Genomic DNA, 23,760 nt, shown 5'->3' on the forward strand with positions numbered 1-23,760 from the left:
ACAACTATAACGAAATTTGAAAAAATGTGTAGATGTAATCCAAATATTATTTACTCATATCGTATCCTCTGTTTAACTCCCGGGAAAGAATAAACCGCCTTTTGCCGGATACGATACGTGATCGATCACATTGAAACCGAACATGTCTGAAAACAACGAACAGCACAAAATACTCAACTCCCGGTTTCTCCGCGCCATTCCCCACAGCCCCGGCGTTTATCTCATGAAAAACAAGGCCGGCAAGGTGATTTATGTCGGCAAGGCACGGGATCTGCGTAAACGTCTCGCCTCCTATGCTCGTTTTCAGGGCGTGGAACACGGCAAGACCGCGGTTCTGGTCAGTCGCATTGCCGGGCTGGAAACGATTCTCACCCTGTCGGAAAAAGAGGCACTCATCCTTGAGGCCTCGCTGATAAAAAAACATCGCCCTAAATATAACGTCATCCTGCGGGACGACAAGAATTATCCGTTTATCAAGGTCACGGTCAATGAAACCTGGCCGCGTCTTGTCATGACCCGGCGCAGATCACGGGACAAGGCGCGTTACTTCGGTCCATTCAGTTCGATCGGGGCGATGTGGGCGACCATCCGGCTGCTGCATTCCTTATTTCCGCTCAGACGCTGCAAGGGGAGCGAGGTCGGGATGCGATCGCGCCCCTGCCTGAATTATCAAATGAAAAACTGTCTCGGCCCTTGCATGGGCAAGGCGGACCCGGAACTTTACCGTGATATGGTGCGTGATGTGATCATGGTGCTTGAGGGGAAAAACAGGGAATTGACGCACAAGCTGAAAGAGAAAATGAACGACGCCGTTGTTTCACTCCGCTTCGAGGACGCGGCAATGTACCGCGATCAGCTTGCCGCCCTTGCCGAAACACTGGAAAAACAGATTGTCGACGCCGAAAGCGGTCTTGAACTTGATGTTTTCGGCTATGAACGCAAGGGCGCATCCGTGGCCGTGGCGATTCTCTCCGTGCGCCAGGGACGGGTGCTTGGCCGGCAGGTTTTTTATCTTGCGGAGCCTGTCGGCGAGGAGAGGGAGGTGCTGGCGGAAATCATCCGGCGTTATTACATGGAGGTGGATTTCATCGCCCGGGAACTCCTTTTCCCTTTTTTGCCGGAAGACAGGGATCTGCTTGGCGAATGGCTTTCGGAAAGGAGGAACGGACCTGTTCATCTCCGGGTTCCGCAACGGGGGGACAAGCTGCGTCTGGTGGAAATGGCCCGGGCCAATGCGGCCCAAATTTTTTCCGAGCGTGATAAAAAGGAAAAAACATGGACGGCCCTGGCTGATCAGCTGGTCAAATGGCTTCATCTCAACAGGTCGCCGGAACGCATCGAGTGTCTCGACATATCAAACATCAGCGGCAAACAGGCGGTCGGCTCACTTGTCTCTTTTCACCAGGGAGAAAAATATGGGGCCGGATACCGGCGCTACCGGATACAAAGCGGCGATGAACCGGATGATTACCGGATGATGGCGGAAGTCATCGGCCGCAGGCTGGAAAAGGGGTTGGCGGAAGATTCCCTGCCGGATCTCTTCATGGTGGACGGCGGCAAAGGGCAGCTCAATATTGCCGTCAACCTGGTGAAAAATTACGGACTTGATGACAGAATCGAACTGGTGGGCATTGCCAAGGACAAAGACGGCGAGGGCGAAAAACTGTATCGTCCGGGGCGAAAGAACGCCATCATGCTGCCCCGCCATGCACCGCTGCTTCTTTTTCTCATGCGGATTCGGGATGAAGCACACCGCTTCGGCATCACCTTTCACCGACAATTGCGGCACAAGGAATCCTTTACCTCGGCAATCGATGCCGTTCCCGGCATCGGGCCGGCGACAAAAAAGAAGCTGTTGACCACCTTCGGCAGCCTGGCCGGGGTCAAAAAAGCCTCGGTGGAGGAACTTGCCCAAGTACCGGGTGTCGGCCCGGCGCTTGCCCGCGCTATTTACGATTTTTGTGAAAAGGAGGGGTGAGTCGAAATGCCATATTGTTGTTGCTTTTTGGCCGGCAAATCACTATGTTTTGATTTTCTTTTTTCCGTATATGTCAGGTATGGGTCTTTTTAATATATTTTTATGGGGAAGCGTGCATTATGTGGGAATACACAGATAAAGTCAAAGAGCATTTCTTGAACCCGCGCAACGTCGGCGAGGTGGAAAATCCCGACGGCGTCGGCGAGGTCGGATCGTTGGCCTGCGGCGATGCGTTGAAACTCACCTTTAAGCTCGACGCGAAAAAAGAACGGATAGCCGAGGCCAAATTCAAAACCTTCGGCTGTGCCAGCGCCATTGCCTCCTCTTCCGCCTTGACGGAAATGATCAAGGGACTGACTTTGGAAGAGGCATCAAAAGTGACCAACGAGGATATCGCGGATTTCCTCGGCAGTCTGCCCAAGGAAAAAATGCACTGTTCGGTGATGGGCCGTGAAGCTCTTGAAGCGGCCATTGCCAACTATCGCGGCGTCGCACTTCCCATGGCGGAAGGCGAGGTTGTTTGTGAGTGCTTCGGGGTGACTGATCTTGAAATCAAACGGGCCATCGAGGAAAGCCATCTGCGCACGGTGGAGGAGGTAACCAATTTCACCAAGGCGGGGGGCGGTTGCGGTAAATGCGAGGGTCGTATTCAGGAGTTGCTCGACGAGGTACGGAAAACCGGCAAGCCGCGGATTATCCCCATGAGCGGCCCACCACGGATGACCAATATCCAGAAGATCAAAATGATTGAAGATGTGTTTGAAAGGGAGGTGCGGCCCACCTTGAAAAAGGATGGAGGCGACATTGAGCTCATCGATGTGGACGGCGATTTTGTCATTGTTTCTCTGCGTGGTTCCTGTGTGAGCTGCGCCAAATCTCAGACCACCTTGAAGGAATATGTTGAGAAGAAACTCAGGGAACAGGTGCTTGACACCCTTATCGTCGAGGAGAGCAAGGCATGAGCGCATCGGAAAAAGTAATTTACATGGACAACAACGCCACCACCATGGTCGCACCTGAAGTACTCGAAGCCATGATGCCCTATTTTTCCACCCTGTACGGCAACCCTTCGAGCATGCATACCTTTGGCGGCCAGGTGGGAAAATCGGTCAGAAAAGCCCGGGAGCAGGTTGCCGCAATCATAAACGCCGATTCCGATGAAATCATTTTCACCAGCTGCGGCACGGAAAGCGACTCCACGGCTATTCTTTCCGCTCTTCAGGCCCAGCCGGAAAAAAGACATATCGTCACAACCAGGGTGGAGCATCCGGCGGTGAAGAATCTATGCCGCAGCCTTGATTCGCTCACCGGTCATAAACACAAGGTCACGGAACTTCCGGTGGAAAGCGACGGCACCATTGATCTGAATCGGTATGAAAACAGCCTGACCGACGAGACGGCCATTGTCAGCGTCATGTGGGCGAACAATGAAACCGGTGTCATCTTCCCCATTGAGGAGATGGCGAAAATCGCCAAGGGACGGGGCATTCTTTTCCATACCGATGCCGTCCAGGCGGTGGGCAAAATCCCCATTGATGTCAAACAGGTGCCGGTTGATTTTCTTTCCATTTCCGGTCACAAGCTGCATGCTCCCAAGGGCGTGGGCGTCCTTTACGTGAGGAAAAGAACCCCCTTTGTGCCCTATCTCATCGGCGGCCACCAGGAGCACGGGCGCAGGGGCGGCACCGAAAATGTCGCTTCCATCATCGGGCTGGGCAAGGCCTGCGAGCTGGCACGCCGCCATATCAACAAAGAAAATACCACGGTAAAGGCCTTGCGGGACAAACTGGAAAACGGTTTGCTGGCCAAAATACCCAATTCGATTTTGAACGGTCATAAAACAGAGCGATTGCCCAATACCAGCAACGTCAGCTTCGAATATGTGGAGGGCGAGGCGATCCTGCTGCACATGGACAGATTCGGCATCTGCGCGTCCTCGGGTTCGGCCTGCACCTCCGGTTCGCTGGAGCCTTCGCACGTGCTGCGGGCCATGGGTGTTCCTTTTACCGCGGCCCATGGATCGATTCGCTTCAGCCTCAGCGTTTATAATACGGAGGATGAGGTGGATTTCATCCTGGAAAAGATGCCGGGAATCATAGCGAATCTGCGGGCGATGTCGCCGTTCTGGCAAAACAGATAGCACGAGTTTGAAAGAAAAGAAGATGCAGTCATTCTGATTCCGACTCCCGGCTGATACCGCTGGACAGTTACGAAAAATCATGAAATAGAGGTGTTTGTCATCCATGCAGGTCATTTCTCCTTCCTATGAAATTTTAAGCGATCTCGACCAACAGGGCCTGGCCGTCCGTATTGAGATGTGCGGCCGTCTCTGTTATAAAAGCGAGGATAAAATTACCGCGGATTCAGCGCCTCCTTTTATTCGTAAAATATTAAAGCACGGGCATAACTCTGTTGCGGAAATGGCTGTTTTGACGGTAAAAGTCGAAGTCGATCAGGACTCGCTTATTGCACAGCTTTTTGCGGTGCTGCCCAAGTATCTGCAGATCGACAGGCCGGAGAAAAAAACGCTTGTCGTCACCGGGTCGGTCCGGGCATACCGCGAGCTTTTTCAGAACAGCGGCAACCTGAAAATAGTCAAGGGGATTACCCAGCATCTGGCCGGGCGACATCCCCTCTTTTTCGAGGATATCCTGCCGAAACGCGGCCTGCTCCCCCAGGAAGGCGTGCTTGTGGAGAAGATCCCGCTCCACGATGTTGATGACCTGCCCGCCGATCTTTTTGTCAAACACAGGTACATTGCCGTTAAATTTATTGTCAACCGCGCGGTAACCCATGAAATGGTGCGGCACCGTCCCTGCGGATTTCTCCAGGAGAGCCAGCGATACTGTCGTTACAGTGACAGCAAATTCGGCAACCAGGTGACGTTTATCAAACCTCTTTTTTATGAAGAAGGCAGCGAGGAGTACAGGATTTGGCAATCCGCCATGAAAGAAACCGAACGCCTCTATATTCAGCTTCTTGAAACATCCACCCCGCAGGCGGCGCGCACGGTGCTGCCCAACTCCTGCAAGACGGAACTGATTGTCTACGCCAACCTTTTGCAGTGGTTGCATATGTTCAAGTTGCGGACATCAAAAGGGGCCGATCCCTCCATGCGCGAGGTGATGGTGCCGCTGCTTGAAGATTTCAAAAAACTTTTTCCCTCTGTTTTTGGACATCTGTCTCCGGAAAAATAAGTAATTTTGCCGATTGTTTTGTTGGTGGGAATGGGGTAAGAAAAATAGATTTTTTTTCATCCATTGCCGGATACCTGCGCCCGGATTTCATATCCTGGTCCATCGGTCGTCACGAAACATTCTTCCGTCATGACCACCTGTATTGAAAGAATACGGTGTCTCGATATTTTTCGTCAAAGTACGCAAGGACAGTTTTTAGGAAGCAATTGATGCTGAAAACAACAATTCGACATACTTCATTTAATAACGATTTAAGAAGGAGGAAGTAATGGTTCTTGATCCGACCAAACATGCAGATTGGGAAATTGCCGAAGATGCTGAGAAAAACATGAAAACAGTTTATGAGCTCGCTGAGAAGCTCGGACTGGAAAAGGAAGAGCTGTTACCGCACGGTCATTATGTGGCCAAGCTTGATTACCGTAAAATTCTTGATCGTCTGAAAGATCGTCCGGACGGCAAATATGTGGACGTGACCGCCATTTCACCAACTCCTCTCGGGGAAGGGAAGAGCACCTGTGCCATGGGTCTGGTGCAGGGACTCGGCAAAAGAAACAAAAGCGTTGTCGGCGCCATCCGCCAGCCATCCGGCGGACCTACCATGAACATCAAGGGCAGCGCCGCCGGCGGCGGTCTGGCCCAGTGTATTCCCCTGACGCCTTTTTCCCTGGGGCTTACCGGCGATATCAACGCCATCATGAATGCCCATAATCTCGGCATGGTTGCCCTGACTTCCCGTATGCAGCATGAGGCAAATTATACGGATGAGCAACTGGCCAAGAGAAATCTTCGCCGTCTCGATATTCATCCGAAAAAGGTTGAATTCGGCTGGATTATCGACTTCTGCGCCCAGGCGCTGCGCAATATCACCATCGGTCTCGGCGGTAAAATGGACGGCTATACCATGCAGTCCAAATTCGCCATTGCCGTCAGTTCCGAGATCATGGCCATTTTGTCTGTGGCCAGGGACCTGAAGGACATGCGCGAGCGGATCGGCAGGATCGTCGTCGCCTATGATCGCCAGGATCGGCCCGTCACCACCACTGATCTCGATGTGGCCGGCGCCATGACCGCCTGGATGGTCGAGGCCTTGAATCCCAATATGTTGCAGACGATTGAAGGCCAGCCGGTCATCGTTCATGCCGGACCTTTCGCCAATATCGCCATCGGCCAGTCTTCGGTCATCGCCGATCGGGTTGCCCTGAAGCTTGCCGATTATAATGTGACTGAAAGTGGTTTCGGCGCGGATATCGGTTTTGAGAAGTTCTGGAATCTCAAGTGCCGCTACAGCGGGCTCAAGCCGAACTGCGCCGTTGTCGTCGCCACTATCCGGGCCCTCAAGTGCCATGGCGGCGCGCCGATTCCGGTGCCGGGCAAGCCCATGCCGGAAGAGTACAAGAAAGAGAATGTCGGCTGGGTCGAAGAAGGGTGCAAGAATCTTCTGCACCATATCGAAACGGTCAAGAAGGCCGGCATCAATCCCGTGGTCTGTATTAACGCCTTCTATACCGACTCCGACAACGAGATCAAAGCGGTTCGTCGGCTCTGTGAAGCGGCAGGTGCCCGTGTTGCCCTTTCCCGTCATTGGGAGCATGGCGGCGACGGAGCTCTGGAATTCGCCGATGCGGTTGTCGACGCGTGCGAGGAGCCCAATGACTTCAAGTTCCTCTACGAGTTGGACACCCCGTTGGAGAAGCGTATCGAGCTTATTGCCAAAGAGGTGTACGGTGCGGACGGGGTCAGCTACAGCGCCGATGCCCAGGCCAAACTGAAGCGGATGGCTGCTGATCCGGAGATGAAGGAAATGGGCACCTGTATGGTCAAGACCCATCTTTCCCTGTCCCACGATCCCAAACTCAAAGGGGTGCCCAAGGGTTGGACCCTGCCGATTCAGGATATCCTCACCTATAAAGGCGCGGGCTTTGTCGTTCCGGTTGCCGGGGCAATCAGCCTGATGCCGGGCACCGCATCGGATCCGGCTTATCGTCGCATCGACGTTGATGTCAACACCGGAAAAGTGAAAGGCGTCTTCTAAAAAATCACCTTTTTCATCTTTTCTTCAAAGGCGATACCGAAAAGAGCGTGGCTCTTTGGTGTCGCCTTTTTTATTTTCCGGACGGAAAGCTGAAAAAGTTGAGTTCCCATCTATAATGGACTAATATAAAAAAATTCTCAAACCATTGAATACACTTTTTTTATCCTATGGCGCTACCAATAAAAAATATTCCTGATAAAAAGTCCGCATTAAGGGCCACGATCAAAGATCAGTCCGGTGCCGGCAAAACCAAGATTGGCGAATTGCTCCGCAAGGAGGGGCATATTCTCAGCAGTCAACTTGAAGAGGCGCTTGCGGTTCAGAAAAAAACAGGCCAGCGCCTGGGCAGCATCCTGATCAGGCTCGGCCATATTGAAGACACAACTATTCTCAATGTTTTGAGTCGGTTGCATAATTTTCCCTCCGTTGATATCAAGAAAGAGCCGCCCAATCCCGAAGTTTTCAAAACCATTCCCTTTCATATCGTCAAAAAATATTGTGCCCTGCCGTTGCGCATGACCGGCAAGACGCTGCAGGTCACCATGGCGGAGCCGACCGATACCAGTGCGGTGGAGGAACTGCAGACAGAGGTGAAAATGGTTCTCTCCGTCTGTGTCTCCACGGAAAAGGACATCTTTGAGGCGTACAAAAAATACTATAAGATTTCCGATGACGAATACCGTGAACTTCTCGGCGCTGCCGAAGAAGTTGAGGAAGAGGAGGATGTAGCCAGCATCGATGACTTCGGTTCGCTTGCCTCCGAGGCGGCTGATGAGATGGCCATTGAAGATGATTCGGCCACTGCCGAGGAATTTTCCGCCTCGGACGCTCCCATCATCAAGCTGGTCAATGGTATTCTGATCAAGGCCGTCAAGGACGGAGTCAGCGATATTCATATTGAGCCGTATGAAAAGTCGCTTCAGGTGCGTTACCGTCTTGACGGCTCTCTTTACAAATCGATGAATCTTCCCTTGAGCATCAAAAATGCCTTGAATTCCAGGGTGAAGATTCTTTCCAGTCTTGATATCACCGAGCGTCGTGTCCCCCAGGACGGCAGGATCAAGATGCGCATCGGCCGCAACAAGGTGGTTGATTTTCGTGTTTCCACCCTGCCCACCCTTTTCGGCGAGAGTATCGTTCTCCGTATCCTGGACAAAAGCTCGCTCAATGTCGATCTGACCAAACTCGGGTTCGAGCCCGAAGTTTTTGAAACCCTGAAGCGATGTCTCAATCGCCCCCAGGGTCTGCTCCTGGTAACGGGCCCCACCGGTAGCGGCAAAACGGTTACTCTCTATTCCGCCTTGAACTCGTTGAACAATGAAGACACAAAAATCCTGACGGCGGAAGATCCGGTGGAATTCAACTTCAAGGGCATTAATCAGGTCAACGTTCATCAGGAAGTGGGAATGACCTTTGCCGCGGCGCTCAAGGCCTTCCTGCGTCAGGATCCGGACATCATCATGGTGGGCGAGATCCGTGACATGGAAACCGCCGAAATCGCCATCAAGGCGGCCATGACCGGCCATCTGGTTTTTTCCACCCTGCACACCAACGATTGCGCCGCCACCATCGGCCGTCTGGTTGATATCGGTATCCCGCCCTATATGCTGGCCTCCGCCATTACCATGGTTCAGTCCCAGAGGCTGGGGCGCCGTTTGTGTCCGGAGTGTAAAGTCGAAATTCCCCTGCCCGAGGAAAAAGAGCTGCTCGGTATCGGCTTCAGCGAAAGCCAGTTGGAGAATCTCACTCATCTCTGGGGGCCGAAAGGCTGTCCTGTTTGCCGCGGCGGCGGTTATAAAGGCCGGGTCGGTTTTTTTGAACTGATGGAAATCACGGATGAGGTGGCCAAGGCAATCAGCGCCGAGGTGCCGGAAGACCAGCTGCGCAAGATCGCCATTCAGGAAGGCATGATTCCGTTGCGGAATGCGGCTATCCGCAAGGCAATTCAAGGCGTAACCAGCCTTGATGAGGTGATGAAAAAAACGGTGGTCACCGAGGAAAGCCTGCCCGCCTACCTGGTGAATCCTGATATCGAACGATATGAGGATGGGGATGTCATCATCCGGCAGGGGAACAGTGATATTGATTTTTTCCAGCTCATCCAGGGGGCATTGATGGTGGTGAAAGACGGCAAGAAAATCGCCGAAATCACCGAACCGAATGAATATTTCGGCGAGATGTCCGCCATCTCCGGCGTCGCTCGTTCCGCGTCGATTCTTTCCAAGGGGAGATCGGCCATCAAGCGTTATCCCGGCGACAAAATCATGGAGATCGTCGAAAAACATCCGAACGTCGCGAAGCATTTTTTCAAGACGCTCGTCACCCGACTCGGCCAGGCCAACGATATTATCGTCAAGCTGGCTGAAAGCAGAAACAGGTAATTATCACTAGGTACTACTACCTAAGTATCCGTAATCTGAGCTTTTCCCTCACATTACCTGCTTAAAAAAAGCCATAAATACCTTGCAAAACGGAAATGAGTCCACTATGATACTTCGTTAAGTTTTGCTATATTTTCCGCTTTTTTTCAAGCAACGCCGCAGTGCGCCATTGTTCTAAAATAACTGTAACTTTGAAATACTGTGAACGGCATAAGGGGCCGTAAGGAATCAGTTAAAAAACTGTAACTATCCAGGTAGATAGGCTAAAGACTGTAGGCTGTAAGGAAAGGCATCACAAAATATGAACTCATGCAGGACAAACAGCCCTATAGTCTTCAGTCTATAGCCTAAACACCTGAGTAGTTACAAAAAACTCATGGTTATTTTTTTTAACGGCCCCTAAACACAACGCAGTTTCCATATTCATTATTTTATATACGTTTCAATTACTTAAGGAGTGATAATGACGGCAAAAATTATCAGCGGAACCGAAACCGCCAAAACCATTCGCGAAGAACTCAAAGTCGAAGTTACCGAGTTGAAGGAAAAACACAATGTGGTTCCCGGCCTGGTGACCATACTTGTCGGCGAGGATCCTGCTTCCCAGTCCTATGTGAGCGCCAAAAACAAAACCGCCCATGCCCTTGGCATCCATTCCGAACAGGTGACGCTTGCCGCTGACACCAGTGAGCAGGAGTTGTTGAATCTGATCAATAAATATAATAATGACGACAAGATAAACGGTATTCTCGTTCAGCTTCCCCTGCCCAAGCATATTGACGAGGGAAAAGTGTTGTATGCCATTGACCCCAAGAAGGATGTGGATGGTTTTCATCCGGTCAACGTGGGCAAGATGGTGCTGGGTGAACAGTGTTTTCTGCCCTGTACCCCCCACGGCATTCTTGAACTTTTGACCCGTTCCGGCATCGAGACCAGCGGCGCCGAGGTTGTTGTCATCGGCCGCAGCAACATTGTCGGTAAACCCATGACCAACCTGATGCTGCAGAAAAGGGCAGGGGGCAACTCCACCGTCACGATCTGTCATACCCGCACCAAGGATATGGCTTCACACTGCCGGCGGGCCGACATCATCATCGCCGCCGTGGGCGTCCCGAAGATGGTTACCGCCGACATGGTCAAGGATGGGGTTGTCATTATTGATGTCGGAGTCAACCGTATCGGCATGACCGCCGAAGGCAAGGCGATTCTTGCCGGCGATGTTGACTTTGACGGCGTGAAGGAAAAGGCCGCCGCCATTACCCCGGTACCCGGAGGCGTCGGACCCATGACCATTACCATGTTGATGAAAAATACAGTCCAGGCGGCCAAACAGGCTGCTGGTCTGATATAACCTCTCCAGGAGAAAAAATATGGCAATCGCACGTAACGGATGTGAAGGGTGCACGGAAATTACCTGCACCTCCACAAAGGAAGTCCTCTCCAAAGACCTGGCAAAAAATGTCATAACCGCCTATGACCGGGTGAAGGCGCGCGGCATGTCGGCATGTCTTTTCGGTTCCACCGGCACCTGCTGCCGGAACTGCAATATGGGCCCCTGTCAGATTATCGACGGTGTCGACGAGATGATCGGTATCTGCGGCGCCACCGCCGATACCGTTGCAGCCCGTAACTTTGCCCGGACCGTCGCAGCCGGCTCCGCCGCCCATACCGATCATGCCCGTGAAATGGTCCGCGGTTTCATTGAAGCGGCAAAAGGAAATGGCCCGCACCAGATCAAGGATGTCGATAAACTGAAGAAAATTGCCGCTGTTTTTAATATTGCCACAGAAGGCCGCGAGGTTAATGAAATCGCCCTGGAACTCGGGGAAAAAGCCTTGGCTGAGTTCGGCAATCAGGAAAACACCCCCATCTCCATGCTGAAGAGGGCTCCGCAGAAAAGGCAGGCCATCTGGAAAAATCTGGGTATCGAGCCCCGCGGCATTGATCGGGAAGTCGTTGAGACCATGCACCGAACCCACATGGGTGTTGATCAGGAATATCACAACATCATGCTGCAGGCATCCCGATGCGCACTGAGTGACGGTTGGGGGGCATCAATGCTTTCCACCGAGTTGACCGACATCATGTTCGGCACCCCGGTACCGCGTCGCTCCATCGTTGACCTCGGCGTTTTGAAGTCGGACCAGGTCAATGTGACGGTGCACGGCCATGAACCGCTTCTGGCCGAAGCCTTGTGTATTGCCGCCCAGGAACCGGACATGCTTGAACTGGCCGCCAAACAGGGCGCCAAGGGGATCAATCTGGCCGGTGTCTGCTGCACGGGCAACGAGATTCTCATGCGTCGCGGCATTCCCGTGGCCGCGGGTTTTGTTCAGCAGGAAATCGCGCTTTCCACCGGCGCCGTCGAGGCAATGGTTGTCGACGTGCAGTGCGTCATGCAGTCCGTCGCCGATGTGGCAAAGAGTTTTCACACCGACATCATCACCACCAACTACCGCGCCAAAATGCCCGGCGGCGTGCATATACAATTTGATGAACACAAGGCCATCGAATCCGCCAAGCAAATTCTTACCCGCGCAATCATGAACTTCAAAAAACGTGGTGATTTTTTCATTCCCAAGGACTCCAGGCTTGATGTCGTCGTCGGTTTTTCCCATGAAACCATCAACTATATGCTCGGCGGCCGCTTTCGCGCCAGCTACCGGCCGCTCAACGACAACATCATCAACGGCCGTATCCGTGGCGTTGCCGCCATTGTCGGTTGCGACAATTTCAAACTGGCCGACGACAGCCACGAAATCATTGCACGGGAACTGATCAAGAACAATATCCTTGTCCTGGCCACCGGTTGCGCCGCAACCTCCCTCGGCAAGGCAGGTCTCGTCAATCCCGAAGCGGCACGATTCTGCGGTGATTCCCTGCGTGAGGTCTGCGAAACCGTGGGCATGCCGCCGGTTCTCCACATGGGTTCCTGTGTCGATAACAGCCGCATCCTCATTGCCGCCACCGAGATGGTGCGCGAGGGCGGGCTCGGCGATGATATCAGCGACCTGCCCGCCATCGGCACGGCGCCGTTATGGATGAGTGAAAAAGCTGTTGCCATCGGTCAGTATTTTGTGGCCAGCGGCGCCCAGGTTGTCTTTCAGAACCTCGCCACCTCCGGCGCAAAAAGTTTCAACAAGTTTTTGCTTGAAGACATGATGGGCACCTATGGCGCGCATTGGAACGTGGCTGAGGATCCCAAGGAGATCGCCCGCATCATGATTGAAGCAATCGAGGCAAAGCGTGATGCCCTTGGTATCAATAAAAAGAAAGAGCGTGTTCTCTTTGACATGGATATGCGTCGTGACCTCGGCACCGGCACCGGCCTGAAAGACGTCGGCTGTCATGGCCCGGCTTGACATGACGGGCATGGTTGCTTGCTTGACGAAGCCGTTGCAAAAAAATAACCTGTCCATCCCAATGCCGGCAACAGCAGAAGGATTTGTCCGAAACAGGTAGAAAGAGACAGGTTGTTCGGCAATGGCTTCTCATTTCTTTAACTTCAATTTACATAAGGATATATCCGAATGAAATCGGGAAGTCGTTTAGAGAAAATTCTGACCTCCGGAACCTTTGCCGTGACCGGGGAACTGGGGCCGCCGAAAAACAGCGACCCGGAAGTTGTCAGGAAAAAGGCACGGATACTGAAAGGTCATGTTGACGCCGTCAATATTACCGATTGTCAAACGGCCATTGTCCGCATGTCCAGTATCGCAGCCGGTCTCATCACGCTCCAGGAAGGGGTTGAGCCGGTCATCCAGATGACATGCCGGGACCGTAACAGAATCGGCATGCAGAGTGACATTCTCGGAGCCGCGGCCCTTGGTTTGAAAAATCTGCTTTGTTTGACCGGCGATCACCAGAAATTCGGTAATCATCCCGGTTCAAAAGGCGTTTTTGATATGGATTCGATCCAGCTGCTCGGCATGGTTCGGGCAATGCGGGATGAAAAGAAATTTCAGTGCGGCGAGGAGATGAAATCCGCCGAACCCCGCCTTTTTCTCGGCTGCGCCGCGAATCCTTTTGCCAACCCTTTTGAATTCAGAGCCCCGCGTCTCGGTAAAAAAGTCGCCAACGGCGCTGATTTCGTTCAGACCCAGATCATTTACAATGTGGAAAAATTCACTCGTTTCATGGAAATGGTATGTGATCTGGGCATCCATGAAAAGGCGTATATTCTTGCCGGTGTTACCCCGCCGAAATCACTCGGCATGGCCAGGTACATGAAAAATTTCGTGCCGGGCATGGATGTCCCCGACGACATCATCAGTCGGATGAAGGATGCCAAGGACAAGCAGGAAGAAGGTATCAATATCTGTGTTGATATAATTAATCGGGTCAAGGAAATTAAAGGGGTAGCCGGAGTTCACATCATGGCTATCGAGTGGGAGGAGGCGGTCCCGGAGATAGTCAAACGCGCCAAGCTCGCAACGCGACCCGCGTTTGAGGAAGACGCCGCCGTCACGCAAAAACCGGTCGAAGCACCCATAGAAATAACAACCGCTCCGGCGGAAGCAGTAACATCTGTTGATCACGAAAAGCTTCTTGCTGAAGCACGGTCTGAGGCTGAAAAAATCATCGCCCAGGCCCGTCAAGAGGTCGAAAAAATGCGCGCTGCCGCAGCCGTATCGGTTCCAGGCGGCGTAGCCACAGAATATGAAGATGCAGGAGAGCATGAGATGAACGAAAGAGAACGTCAAATGGCGTTGCAATCTGTGCAGATGGGCTTAAATGCCCTGAGAAAAGCCTTTAATTTGACCGACGATCAGTTTGAGGCGCTGTCAAGTTTCGCCAGCGCTGAAGCAGTACTGAAACGTCAGCCGCAGGAAGGTGGAGCTGCCCCCGCTCCCGCGGCTGCGCCGGAGGTTAAAAAAGCAACTGAACCAAAAGTTGATGCTGCGGCAGAGAAAGCGGCAGCCGAGGCAAAGGCGGCGGAAGAGGCCAGGAAGGCAGCCGAGGCAAAGGCGGCGGAAGAGGCCAGGAAGGCGGCCGAGGTAAAGGCCGCGGAAGAGGCCAGGAAGGCAGCCGAGGCAAAGGCCGCGGAAGAGGCCAGGAAGGCGGCCGAGGCAAAGGCCGCGGAAGAGGCCAAGAAGGCGGCACCTGCAAAACCTGCCCCGACAGCAGTCGCTGCTTCGGCTGAGCTTGCGGTTGCAGAACTTGCGGTTGAAAAAACTTCTCTGGCGGAACGATCCGCCAAGGTTCCCGCTGCATCCTATAAGATAAATTATACCGGCACGATTAAAGAAACCGTGCTGGGCAGCGGCGACAAGGCGCTGAAGGTCGGCGGCGAGGCTTCCCTGCCGTTTTATCTGTTTGAGGGCGGCATGCCCAACAAGCCGGTCATCGCCATGGACGTTCTTGATGTCAAACCGGATGAATGGCCGGATTCCCTTGCCCGTCATTATCAGGGTGTTCTCGGCAACCCCCTTGATTGGGCACGGAAGTGCATCAATGAATATCATGCCGAGGCCATCTGTCTTTCCCTGGTGAGTACCGACCCCAATGGAATGAACAGAAGTGCCGCCGAGGCTGCCAAGGCTGCGTCCGAGGTAATCAACAACATCGACGTGCCGGTTATTGTTTGGGGTTGCGGCAATGCGGACAAGGACACGGAAACCTTGCGCGAGATAACATCGCTTACCGGCGACAAAAAAGTCTGTCTTGCGCCGTTGTCCGATGCCAACTATCGTTCCCTGGGCGCGACGGCAATGGCTTTCCAGAATCCCCTGGTGGCCGCTTCGCCGATTGATGTCAACCTGGCGAAGCAGCTCAATATTCTTCTCCAGAATCTCGGTGTCCCGCTCAGTTCCGTCATGATGGATCCTTCCGTCGGTGCTCTCGGCTACGGTATAGAGTACACCTACTCCGTCATGGAGCGTATCCGCCTGGCAGCCCTCACCCAACAGGATGAGAAACTGCAGGTGCCGATTATCTGCAATCTCGGACGCGAGGTCTGGAAGGCGAAAGAATGTCGGCTCCCCTCCGACGATATGATCGGAGATATGGAAAGGCGAGGCATCATGATGGAGGCTATAACCGCCACCTGTATGCTGCTTTCCGGTGGCGAGGTACTGATTATGAGACATCCGAAAGCCGTGAATCTTACCAAGTCTCTGATCAACAGCCTGACCAGCGGAAAATAATTCATAGAGATATTCTGAGAGGAGCAATTCAATGTCAAAAATAATCTGTTCAGCTGCTATCCGAGGTGCCCATAAAATTGTCGACATGGCCGAGGAAAAATTTGAAGCGGCTATCAAAAAATATGGGCCTGAACAGGCGGTTTCCTTCCCCAACACAGCATATTTTTTGCCGGTCATATACAGTATGCTGGGCGCAAAGGTGGAAAAACTCGGAGATATGAAGGACATTTTCCAGGAATGCCGGAAACTCCTGCCTGAACTGGTGAGCGACAACGTCTGGCTGCCCTATCTCGCCCCTGCCTTGGATGCGGGTATGGCAACTTTTTTTGCCGAGGAGATGTTCGAGGCGATCCGCTATCTTGAGCAGCCTGACTTTTACACAAAAACCGAGGACCCGGTCGGTTCGAATCTGTGGCTTGGCGCGGCGGATGACGTTATTTTCAGAAAACGCGGCGTTGAGTTTGTTGACGGCACCGCCCCTGGTTTTGCCGCCATCATGGGCTCGCCCGAGAATATGGAAGTAGCCAGCAAGATCGCCCTTGAGTTGCAGGAAAAAAATCTTTACATCTTTATGCATGATCACTCCAACGGTGTGCGCATGGCCGAACAACTGGTCAAAAACAATGTCCAGGTCGGTTGGGGCACGCGTTTGGTTCCCTTTGGCGAGAGTTATACCACGGCTGTCTTTGCCATCGGTTTCGCCTGCCGTGTCGCCATGGCCTTTGGCGGCATCAAGCCGGGTGATTACCGGGGCAACCTCATTTACAACAAGGACCGGACCTTTGCCTTTGTCATGGCCTTCGGTCCGGTCAGCGATGAATGGTACGCCAACGCAGCCGGCGCCCTCAACTGGGGCTTCCCCACCATATCCGATTACGATATCCCCGAGGTCCTGCCCACCGGTATCTGCACCTATGAGCACGTGGTGAGCAGGGTGCCCCACGAGGAGATCGTCCAGCGAGCCATTGAGGTACGCGGCCTGAAGGTCAATGTTACCAAAATCGATATCCCCATGGCCTTCGGTCCTGCCTTTGAGGGTGAAAGAATCAGGAAAGACGATCTCTTCATGGAGTGCGGCGGCGGACGGACCAGCGGCGTCGAGGTTCTTGTTTCCAAGGATATGTCCGAGGTCGTTGACGGTGAAGTCATTCTGGTCGGCAAGGACATTTCAGATATCGGTCAGGGACAGAATCTGCCCATCGCCATTCTCGTCGAGGTTGCGGGACGCGAGATGCAATCCGATTTTGAACCGATCCTTGAACGCCAGTTCCATCATCTGATTAACTATATCCAGGGCATCATGCACATCGGCCAGCGGAACATCATGTGGATCCGTATCGGCAAGGCCGCGGTGGAAAAGGGATTCTCCTTCAAGCATATCGGCAAGGTGCTCCACGGCAAGCTGCATCAGGAGTTCGGCGCCATTCTTGACAAGGTCCAGGTCAAGATTTACACCGAGCAGGATAAGGTTGAAGAGGTGCAGGAGCTGGCCAAAAAGGTTTATGCCGAGCGTGACCTGCGTCTGGGCAACATGACCGACGAAACAGAGGAAGTCTTCTATTCGTGCACCCTGTGCCAGTCCTTTGCTCCCAGCCATGTCTGCGTCATTACGCCGGAAAGGGTCGGCATGTGCGGCGCCTATAACTGGCTTGACGGAAAAGCTTCCTACCAGATCAACCCCACCGGGCCGAATCAGCCCATTCAGAAAGGTGAGTGTACGGATGCGGTGCTTGGCGATTTCATCGGTATCAATGATTTTGTTAATCAGGCGTCACGCGGCGCGGTGCCGGCGGTAAGCTGTTACTCGCTGATGAATAACCCCATGACCGCCTGCGGCTGTTTCGAGGCCATTGCCGCCATGCTGCCGCAGTGTAACGGCATCATGGTTGTCAACCGTGATTACATGGGCATGACGCCGAGCGGCATGAAGTTTACCTCGCTGGCCGGTATGGCCGGCGGCGGTGCGCAGACCCCGGGTTTCATGGGTGTCAGCAAGCATTTTCTCACCAGCCCGAAGCTGTTTTTGGCTGAAGGTGGTTTGAAACGGGTCGTCTGGCTGCCCAAAATGCTGAAGGAAGAGCTCAAGGACAAACTGATCGCCCGTTGTCAGGCCATCGGCATGCCGGGGCTGTATGATATGATCGCGGATGAGGAAGTGGGCACCACGGAAGAAGAGGTGCTGGCGTTTCTCAAAAAGGTAGGTCATCCTGCCCTTGAAATGGAAACCGTTATGTAGGCCGAAGCAAGGCTGCTACTATTTTTTATATGTATAAGAGGAGATAAAAAATGGCTCTTACTGGTATACAAATCCTTAAAATGCTCCCGAAAAAGAACTGTGGGGAGTGCGGGATTCCAACATGCCTTGCCTTTGCCATGAAAGTTGCCGCCGGGCAGGCTGAAATTGAAAAATGTCCCTATGTTTCCGACGAAGCCAAGGCGACAATCGGCGAGGCTTCCGCTCCGCCGGTCAGGACGATCAAAATAGGTTCCGGTGAGTCCGCCTTTACCACGGGTGGCGAAACCTGTCTGTTCCGTCATGAGAAACGCTTTGAAAACCCGACAGGAATCGCCGTGCTGATCAGCACGGCGATGAGCGCCGCTGATCAGGACGGTCGCCTGCAGCGCTTCAATAAGCTGCGCTACGAAAGGGTCGGCGTCATGATGAAGGCCGACCTGATCGCGATTAAGGACGCTGACGGTGATCAGGGAAAATTCACCGGTTTGGTCAAGAAGGTCCTTGCCGAAGCGGCCACTGCCTCCCTCATTCTTATGAGTGACAAGGCCGAGAATCTGGCGGAAGGCGCCAAAATCTGCGGGGAGCGCAAACCTCTCCTGTACGGCGCAACGAGCGATAATGCCGCGGCCATGGCTGCCATGGCGAAAGAATGCGGTTGTCCTCTCGGACTGCGGGGAGCCAATCTTGACGGCGCGGTGGAGCTGTCCGAAAAACTGCAGGCGGAAGGCCTCAAGGACCTGGTAATCGATACCGGCGCCCGCACCATGAGGGCCGCCCTTGAGGACAATGTGGTTTCCCGCCGGGCGGCAATCAAAACCAAATTCAAACCCCTGGGCTTTCCGCTCATCGCCTTTCCCTGCGAGATGACCGACGATGTCATGATGGAGGCGATGATCGCTTCCGTCCTCATTGCCAAATATTCCGGCATTGTCGTGCTGTCCGATCTGCAGGGCGATATCCTTTTCCCCCTGCTGCTTGAGCAACTCAACATCTTCACCGATCCGCAGCGGCCCATGGTCGTGCAGGAAGACGTTTACAGTATTAACGGACCGACGGAAAATTCTCCTGTCCTCATCACCTGCAATTTCTCTCTTACCTGTTTCATTGTTTCAGGAGAAATCGAGGGCAGCAAGATCCCTTCCTGGTTGCTGATCAAGGATACCGAAGGACTTTCGGTTCTGACCGCTTGGGCCGCCGGTAAATTCGGCGCTGATATGATCGCGCAGTTCATCAAGAAATCAGGCATTCTGGACAAGGTAAAGCATCGGGAGCTCATCATTCCCGGATATCTTGCCAGCATCAAAGGTGAGCTTGAAGAAGAGCTGTCCGACTGGACGATAACCATCGGTCCGCGTGAGGCCGGTCATCTTCCCGCCTTCCTGAAGGAATGGAAACCAGCGGCTTGAAAATCAATACCCGTCGCGGTCTACATGACGTGAGAAAGAGCATATTTTTCTTTCTCGCGTCATGTAGCAAAATGTTATCCACACAGCCTTGATTCATCAACCTGGAAATTATGTCGACGATAACCCTTAAAATGAACGGCATGGAAATTGTCGCCGAGTCCGGTCTGACAATACTGGAAATTGCCAAACGTTCGAATATCGCTATTCCGACCCTGTGCTACGTAAAGAATTCCCCGTCTCAGAATCCATGCGGTTTGTGTGTCGTTGAAATAAAGGATTTCAGCCGCTATCAACTGAAATCGACACTTTCAACGGAAGGACTTTTCCGTGCCTGCGTTACCCTAGCCAAGGATGGGATGGAAATCGAGACCGATTCGAAAACGGTTATCGTTCATCGTAAACAACGCCTGGCTGAAATTTCCAAGACCCATTTCGGTGATTGCAAGGCTCCCTGCAACCTTACCTGTCCCGGTCAGATAAACGTCCAGGGGTACATTGCCCATGTTGCCAAGGGAGAGTATGAAGAGGCCCTCCGCCTGATCATGGAGCGTAATCCTCTGCCGTTTTCCGTGGGCCGGGTTTGTCCCCGGTTCTGTGAAACACGCTGTCGCCGTTTATTGGTCGATGAACCTGTTTCCATTAATCATCTCAAACGATTTGTCGCTGATTGGTGCATGAATCATGAAATTGAACTCAATATTCCCAAGGACAGACCCACTGGAAAACGGGTGGCGGTTATCGGCGGCGGTCCTTCCGGTTTGACGGCCGCTTATTTCCTGACCCGCAAGGGGCATGATGTCACGATTTTCGAGGCGGCGCCTCAACTCGGCGGTGCCTTGCGCTATGGTTTTCTCAATTACAAGATCCCCAAGGATGTTCTTGATTATGAAGTGAATTCCATCCTGAAGATGGGCATATCCATCCGCCTCAGCCAGCAATGGGGCAAGGATTTCTCTCTGCAGGATCTTCAAGATCAGGGGTTTGATGCGACCTTTATCGGTATCGGCGCTCCCATTGATCAACCTCTTGATATTCCCTGCGCCAACTATGAACATGTCTATACGGCGACTCGTTTTCTGCGCATGGTCAATGACGGGAGAAAATTGGATCTGGGCCGCCGAGCCGCGGTCATCGGCGGCAATAACGTTGCAATGGAAGTCGCCCGTTCTCTTCTTCGCCTCGGCGTGCATGAGGTGACGGTTGTTTACCCCCGAGCGCAGATAGAAATGCCCGCCAACCAGCGTAATATTCGCGAGGCGGAACACGAGGGCGTTCAGTTTTTACTGATGGCCTCACCGGTGGATCTCTGCTCCCGTTCCAATGAAAACACCAGGTTGATGCTCAACCTGATCAGGATGAAACTTGGCGAACCGGACAGTCGCGGCCGGCGTGAACCGGTGCCGATTCCTGAATCGAAAAATGCACTTCCCGTGGATACGGTCATCAGTGCCATCGGCCAGTTCGCCATTGACGGGATCATGCCGGGCGGAGAGCTGGAAGCCTCCCTCGAGCTGTCGCCCAAGGGGATGATAGTCGCCAATCCTCGTTCCTCGCAGACTAATATTGAAGGTGTTTTTGCCGGCGGTGACGCGGTAAGCGGGGTCAAATCCGTGATTCAGGCCGTGGTGACCGGCCGTCGTGCCGCTGAAAATATCCATTCCTATGTCATGGGGATGGACAAGGAGAGCGGCGAAAGTCGGTTCAACTTCACCCGGGGTAAGGGATTTGACGAGGTCAGCCTGAAAAATTTCGAAGGTGTCAATGTCAAGCTGCGGGAAAAGATGCCGCAACGGCCACCCGAGGTCTGTAAACAGGATTTTGATGAAATTAAACTCGGTTTTACCGAAAAAATGGTGCGACGCGAGGCGGAACGCTGCCTTGCCTGCGGCTGCACCGCCTTTGATCGATGTAATCTCAAGGAACTTGATATCGCCTATGATGTGAATATCATTAAAACCGGCATGGGCACCGTGCCGGTTTATCCCATCGACGCAACGCACAAGGCCATTGTCATTGACCCCAACAAGTGCATCTTCTGCCAGCGTTGCATCCGGGTCTGCGAGTATGATGCCCTTGAGTTGAAGGCCGAATCCGTTGATGAGCAGGGCAGGCCGCATGGACTGGTGATTCGTTTCAAGGATAATTGTGTTTCCTGCGGCAAATGCGTGGATAATTGTTCCACCGGCGCGCTGAACAAAAAACACAGGATCGTTCCCATCCAGTCCGAAGATGTGCATGACGTCAGGACAACCTGCCCATACTGTGGAACAGGTTGTCAGATAATTCTCAAGGTCAAGGGCCAGACCATCATGGAGGTTACCGCGGATCCCGAGGTCGGGCCCAATTTTGGTGATCTCTGTGTCAAGGGCCGTTTCGGCCATAATTTTATCCATCATCCGGACAGATTGAAAAGGCCCTTGATCCGAAGAAGGCCGGGCGGTCCCTTGGAACCGGCACGCTGGGATGATGCCCTTGATTTCATCGCCGGATCTTTCGCCCGCATCATGGCGGAAAAAGGTGCTGATTCCCTGGCCGGCCTTTCCTCGGCCCGTTGCACGGTTGAGGAAAATTATGCGTTCCAGAAATTTTTTCGCTCGGTGATCGGCACCAACAATGTCGATCATTGTGCCCGCTACTGACACAGCCCCACGGTTGCAGGTCTTGCAACAACACTTGGTTCCGGGGCGATGAGCAACACCATCGCCGGCATTGAAGACAACGAGGTACTGCTGGTTATCGGCTCCAACACCACCGAAGCGCATCCGGTGATCGCGGTGCGCATGATGCATGCGGTCAAAAAAGGCGCAAAACTCCTGGTGGCCGATCCTCGCGCCATCGAGCTGACCAAAAGCGCGCGTCTGTGGCTGCGCCATCGTCCGGGCAGTGATGCGGCCTTGATTAACGCCATGTGTCATGTCATTATCCGCGATGATCTGCATGATAAAAACTATATCGAGGAGCGAACGGAAAATTTTGCCGGGTTGCAAGAGGCCGTCAGCCTCTGCACGCCCGAATGGGCGGAGAAAATAACCGGCGTGCCGGCTCACGATATTGAGGAGGCAGCCCGCATTTACGCCGCTGCGGAACGGGCCGGTATTTACTATACCATGGGCATAACCCAGCACACCTCCGGAACGGACAACGTTCGCGCCCTCGCCAACCTGGCCCTGCTGACCGGCAACCTCGGCAAGCACGGCGCCGGATTAAATCCTTTGCGCGGCCAGAACAACGTCCAGGGCTCAAGCGACATGGGCTGCATACCGATGAACCTGCCCGGTTACCGGCCGGTGGCTGATGAAAATGCTCGAAAACACTTTGAAGAGATATGGAAAACTCCGGTTCCCGGCACACCGGGCCTGACCGCCACGGAAATGATGCCTGCCATCCTGCAGGGGAAAATTTCCGGCATGTGGATTATGGGGGAGAATCCCGTCCTCAGTGATCCGAACAGTGAGCATGCAACCAGGGCATTGCAAAAACTGGATTTCCTCGTGGTGCAGGATATCTTCATGACCTGCACGGCCGAGCTTGCCGATGTGGTACTGCCCGCGGCCTGTTTTGCCGAAAAAGACGGCACCTTCACCAACACCGAAAGACGGGTGCAGCGGGTGCGCCGTGCTGTTTGTCCGCCCGGTCATGCCATGGACGATCTCTCCATCATCAACATGGTCACCGCCAGGATGGTGGGAACGGTTCAGAGTATGATGACCAGACCGGGCAGGCAATTCAACCTGCCCGGCGGCGGCAAGTATCGCGTCTTCGCACCGTTTCCCGAGGAGGTTTTCAGTGAGATCGGCCGTTGCTGGCCGCATATGGCGGGCATGTCTCACCGACGACTGGATGAACAAGGCGGATTGCAGTGGCCGTGTCCCAGCGAGAATCATCCCGGCACCCCCGTCCTTTTTGAAAACACCTTTCCCATCGGCAAGGCAAAATTTACTGAGATAGCCTGGAACGGCCCCAAGGAGGTTACCGATGCCGAGTATCCGCTGGTTCTCACCACCGGACGCGTCCTTTATCAGTATCACACCGGTACCATGACCAGGCGTTCGCAGGTTCTTGAACTTTCGGCCCCCTCGCCCTACGTAGAGATGCACCCGGAGAACGCCGGGGAATTAGGACTCAGTGACGGGGAAGAAGTCAGGGCGACATCCCGTCGCGGGTCGATCACCCTGCCGGTCAGGATAACCGACCGGGTTGAAGCGGGTATTGTGTTTATGCCCTTTCATTACAAGGAAGCAGCGGCCAACTTGTTGACCAATGACGCCCTGGATCCGGTGTGCAAAATACCCGAGGCCAAGGTATGCGCGGTGCGCATTGAAAAAGTCGGATAGACGCATAAAAAAAAGATTTCTGTTAAATTTATTATAAAACTGGAGAACAA

Annotated in this window: 13 protein-coding genes; all 13 read left to right on the plus strand. The window is 53.4% G+C overall.

The window, feature by feature from the left end; translation table 11 throughout:
* Nucleotides 1–142: 142 nt before the first annotated feature.
* Nucleotides 143–1,978, plus strand: a complete 1,836-nt coding sequence (locus tag BM485_09380) for an excinuclease ABC subunit C (protein OKY75180.1) — start codon at nt 143–145, stop codon at nt 1,976–1,978.
* Nucleotides 1,979–2,097: 119 nt separating this feature from the next.
* Nucleotides 2,098–2,940 (plus strand): Fe-S cluster assembly protein NifU, encoded by an 843-nt coding sequence (locus BM485_09385; protein ID OKY75181.1) that lies wholly within the window; start codon nt 2,098–2,100, stop codon nt 2,938–2,940.
* Nucleotides 2,937–4,118 carry a cysteine desulfurase NifS gene (locus tag BM485_09390; protein ID OKY75182.1) on the plus strand — a complete coding sequence of 394 codons (1,182 nt, stop codon included), beginning with the start codon at nt 2,937–2,939 and terminating at the stop codon, nt 4,116–4,118. The genes BM485_09385 and BM485_09390 overlap by 4 nt, the downstream gene beginning before the upstream one ends.
* 103 nt (nt 4,119–4,221) lie before the next feature.
* A complete protein-coding gene (locus tag BM485_09395) occupies nt 4,222–5,175 on the plus strand; it encodes an FAD-dependent thymidylate synthase (protein ID OKY75183.1) in 954 nt (317 codons plus the stop codon).
* A gap of 268 nt (nt 5,176–5,443) precedes the next feature.
* Complete coding sequence (locus tag BM485_09400; protein ID OKY75184.1) at nt 5,444–7,207, plus strand: formate--tetrahydrofolate ligase; 1,764 nt, start codon at nt 5,444–5,446, stop codon at nt 7,205–7,207.
* Nucleotides 7,208–7,374: 167 nt separating this feature from the next.
* Nucleotides 7,375–9,588, plus strand: a complete 2,214-nt coding sequence (locus BM485_09405) for a type IV-A pilus assembly ATPase PilB (GenBank protein ID OKY75185.1) — start codon at nt 7,375–7,377, stop codon at nt 9,586–9,588.
* 463 nt (nt 9,589–10,051) lie between these two features.
* Nucleotides 10,052–10,939, plus strand: a complete 888-nt coding sequence (locus BM485_09410) for a bifunctional 5,10-methylene-tetrahydrofolate dehydrogenase/5,10-methylene-tetrahydrofolate cyclohydrolase (GenBank protein OKY75186.1) — start codon at nt 10,052–10,054, stop codon at nt 10,937–10,939.
* A gap of 19 nt (nt 10,940–10,958) precedes the next feature.
* Nucleotides 10,959–12,950 carry a carbon-monoxide dehydrogenase catalytic subunit gene (locus tag BM485_09415; GenBank protein OKY75187.1) on the plus strand — a complete coding sequence of 664 codons (1,992 nt, stop codon included), beginning with the start codon at nt 10,959–10,961 and terminating at the stop codon, nt 12,948–12,950.
* 168 nt (nt 12,951–13,118) lie between these two features.
* The gene (locus BM485_09420) at nt 13,119–15,734 is read left to right on the plus strand and encodes a methylenetetrahydrofolate reductase (protein OKY75188.1); all 2,616 of its coding nucleotides are present in this window, start codon (nt 13,119–13,121) and stop codon (nt 15,732–15,734) included.
* 31 nt (nt 15,735–15,765) lie between these two features.
* Entirely contained in the window at nt 15,766–17,970 is a 2,205-nt protein-coding gene (locus BM485_09425) for a CO dehydrogenase/CO-methylating acetyl-CoA synthase complex subunit beta (protein ID OKY75189.1), read from the plus strand.
* 50 nt (nt 17,971–18,020) lie between these two features.
* A complete protein-coding gene (locus BM485_09430) occupies nt 18,021–19,376 on the plus strand; it encodes an acetyl-CoA decarbonylase/synthase complex subunit gamma (protein OKY75190.1) in 1,356 nt (451 codons plus the stop codon).
* Nucleotides 19,377–19,486: 110 nt separating this feature from the next.
* The gene (locus BM485_09435; protein OKY75191.1) at nt 19,487–22,015 is read left to right on the plus strand and encodes a (2Fe-2S)-binding protein; all 2,529 of its coding nucleotides are present in this window, start codon (nt 19,487–19,489) and stop codon (nt 22,013–22,015) included.
* Nucleotides 22,016–22,063: 48 nt separating this feature from the next.
* Nucleotides 22,064–23,710 carry a formate dehydrogenase gene (locus BM485_09440; GenBank protein ID OKY75192.1) on the plus strand — a complete coding sequence of 549 codons (1,647 nt, stop codon included), beginning with the start codon at nt 22,064–22,066 and terminating at the stop codon, nt 23,708–23,710.
* Nucleotides 23,711–23,760 lie beyond the last annotated feature (50 nt).

The organism is Desulfobulbaceae bacterium DB1 (genome assembly GCA_001914235.1).
Classification (GTDB): domain Bacteria; phylum Desulfobacterota; class Desulfobulbia; order Desulfobulbales; family SURF-16; genus DB1.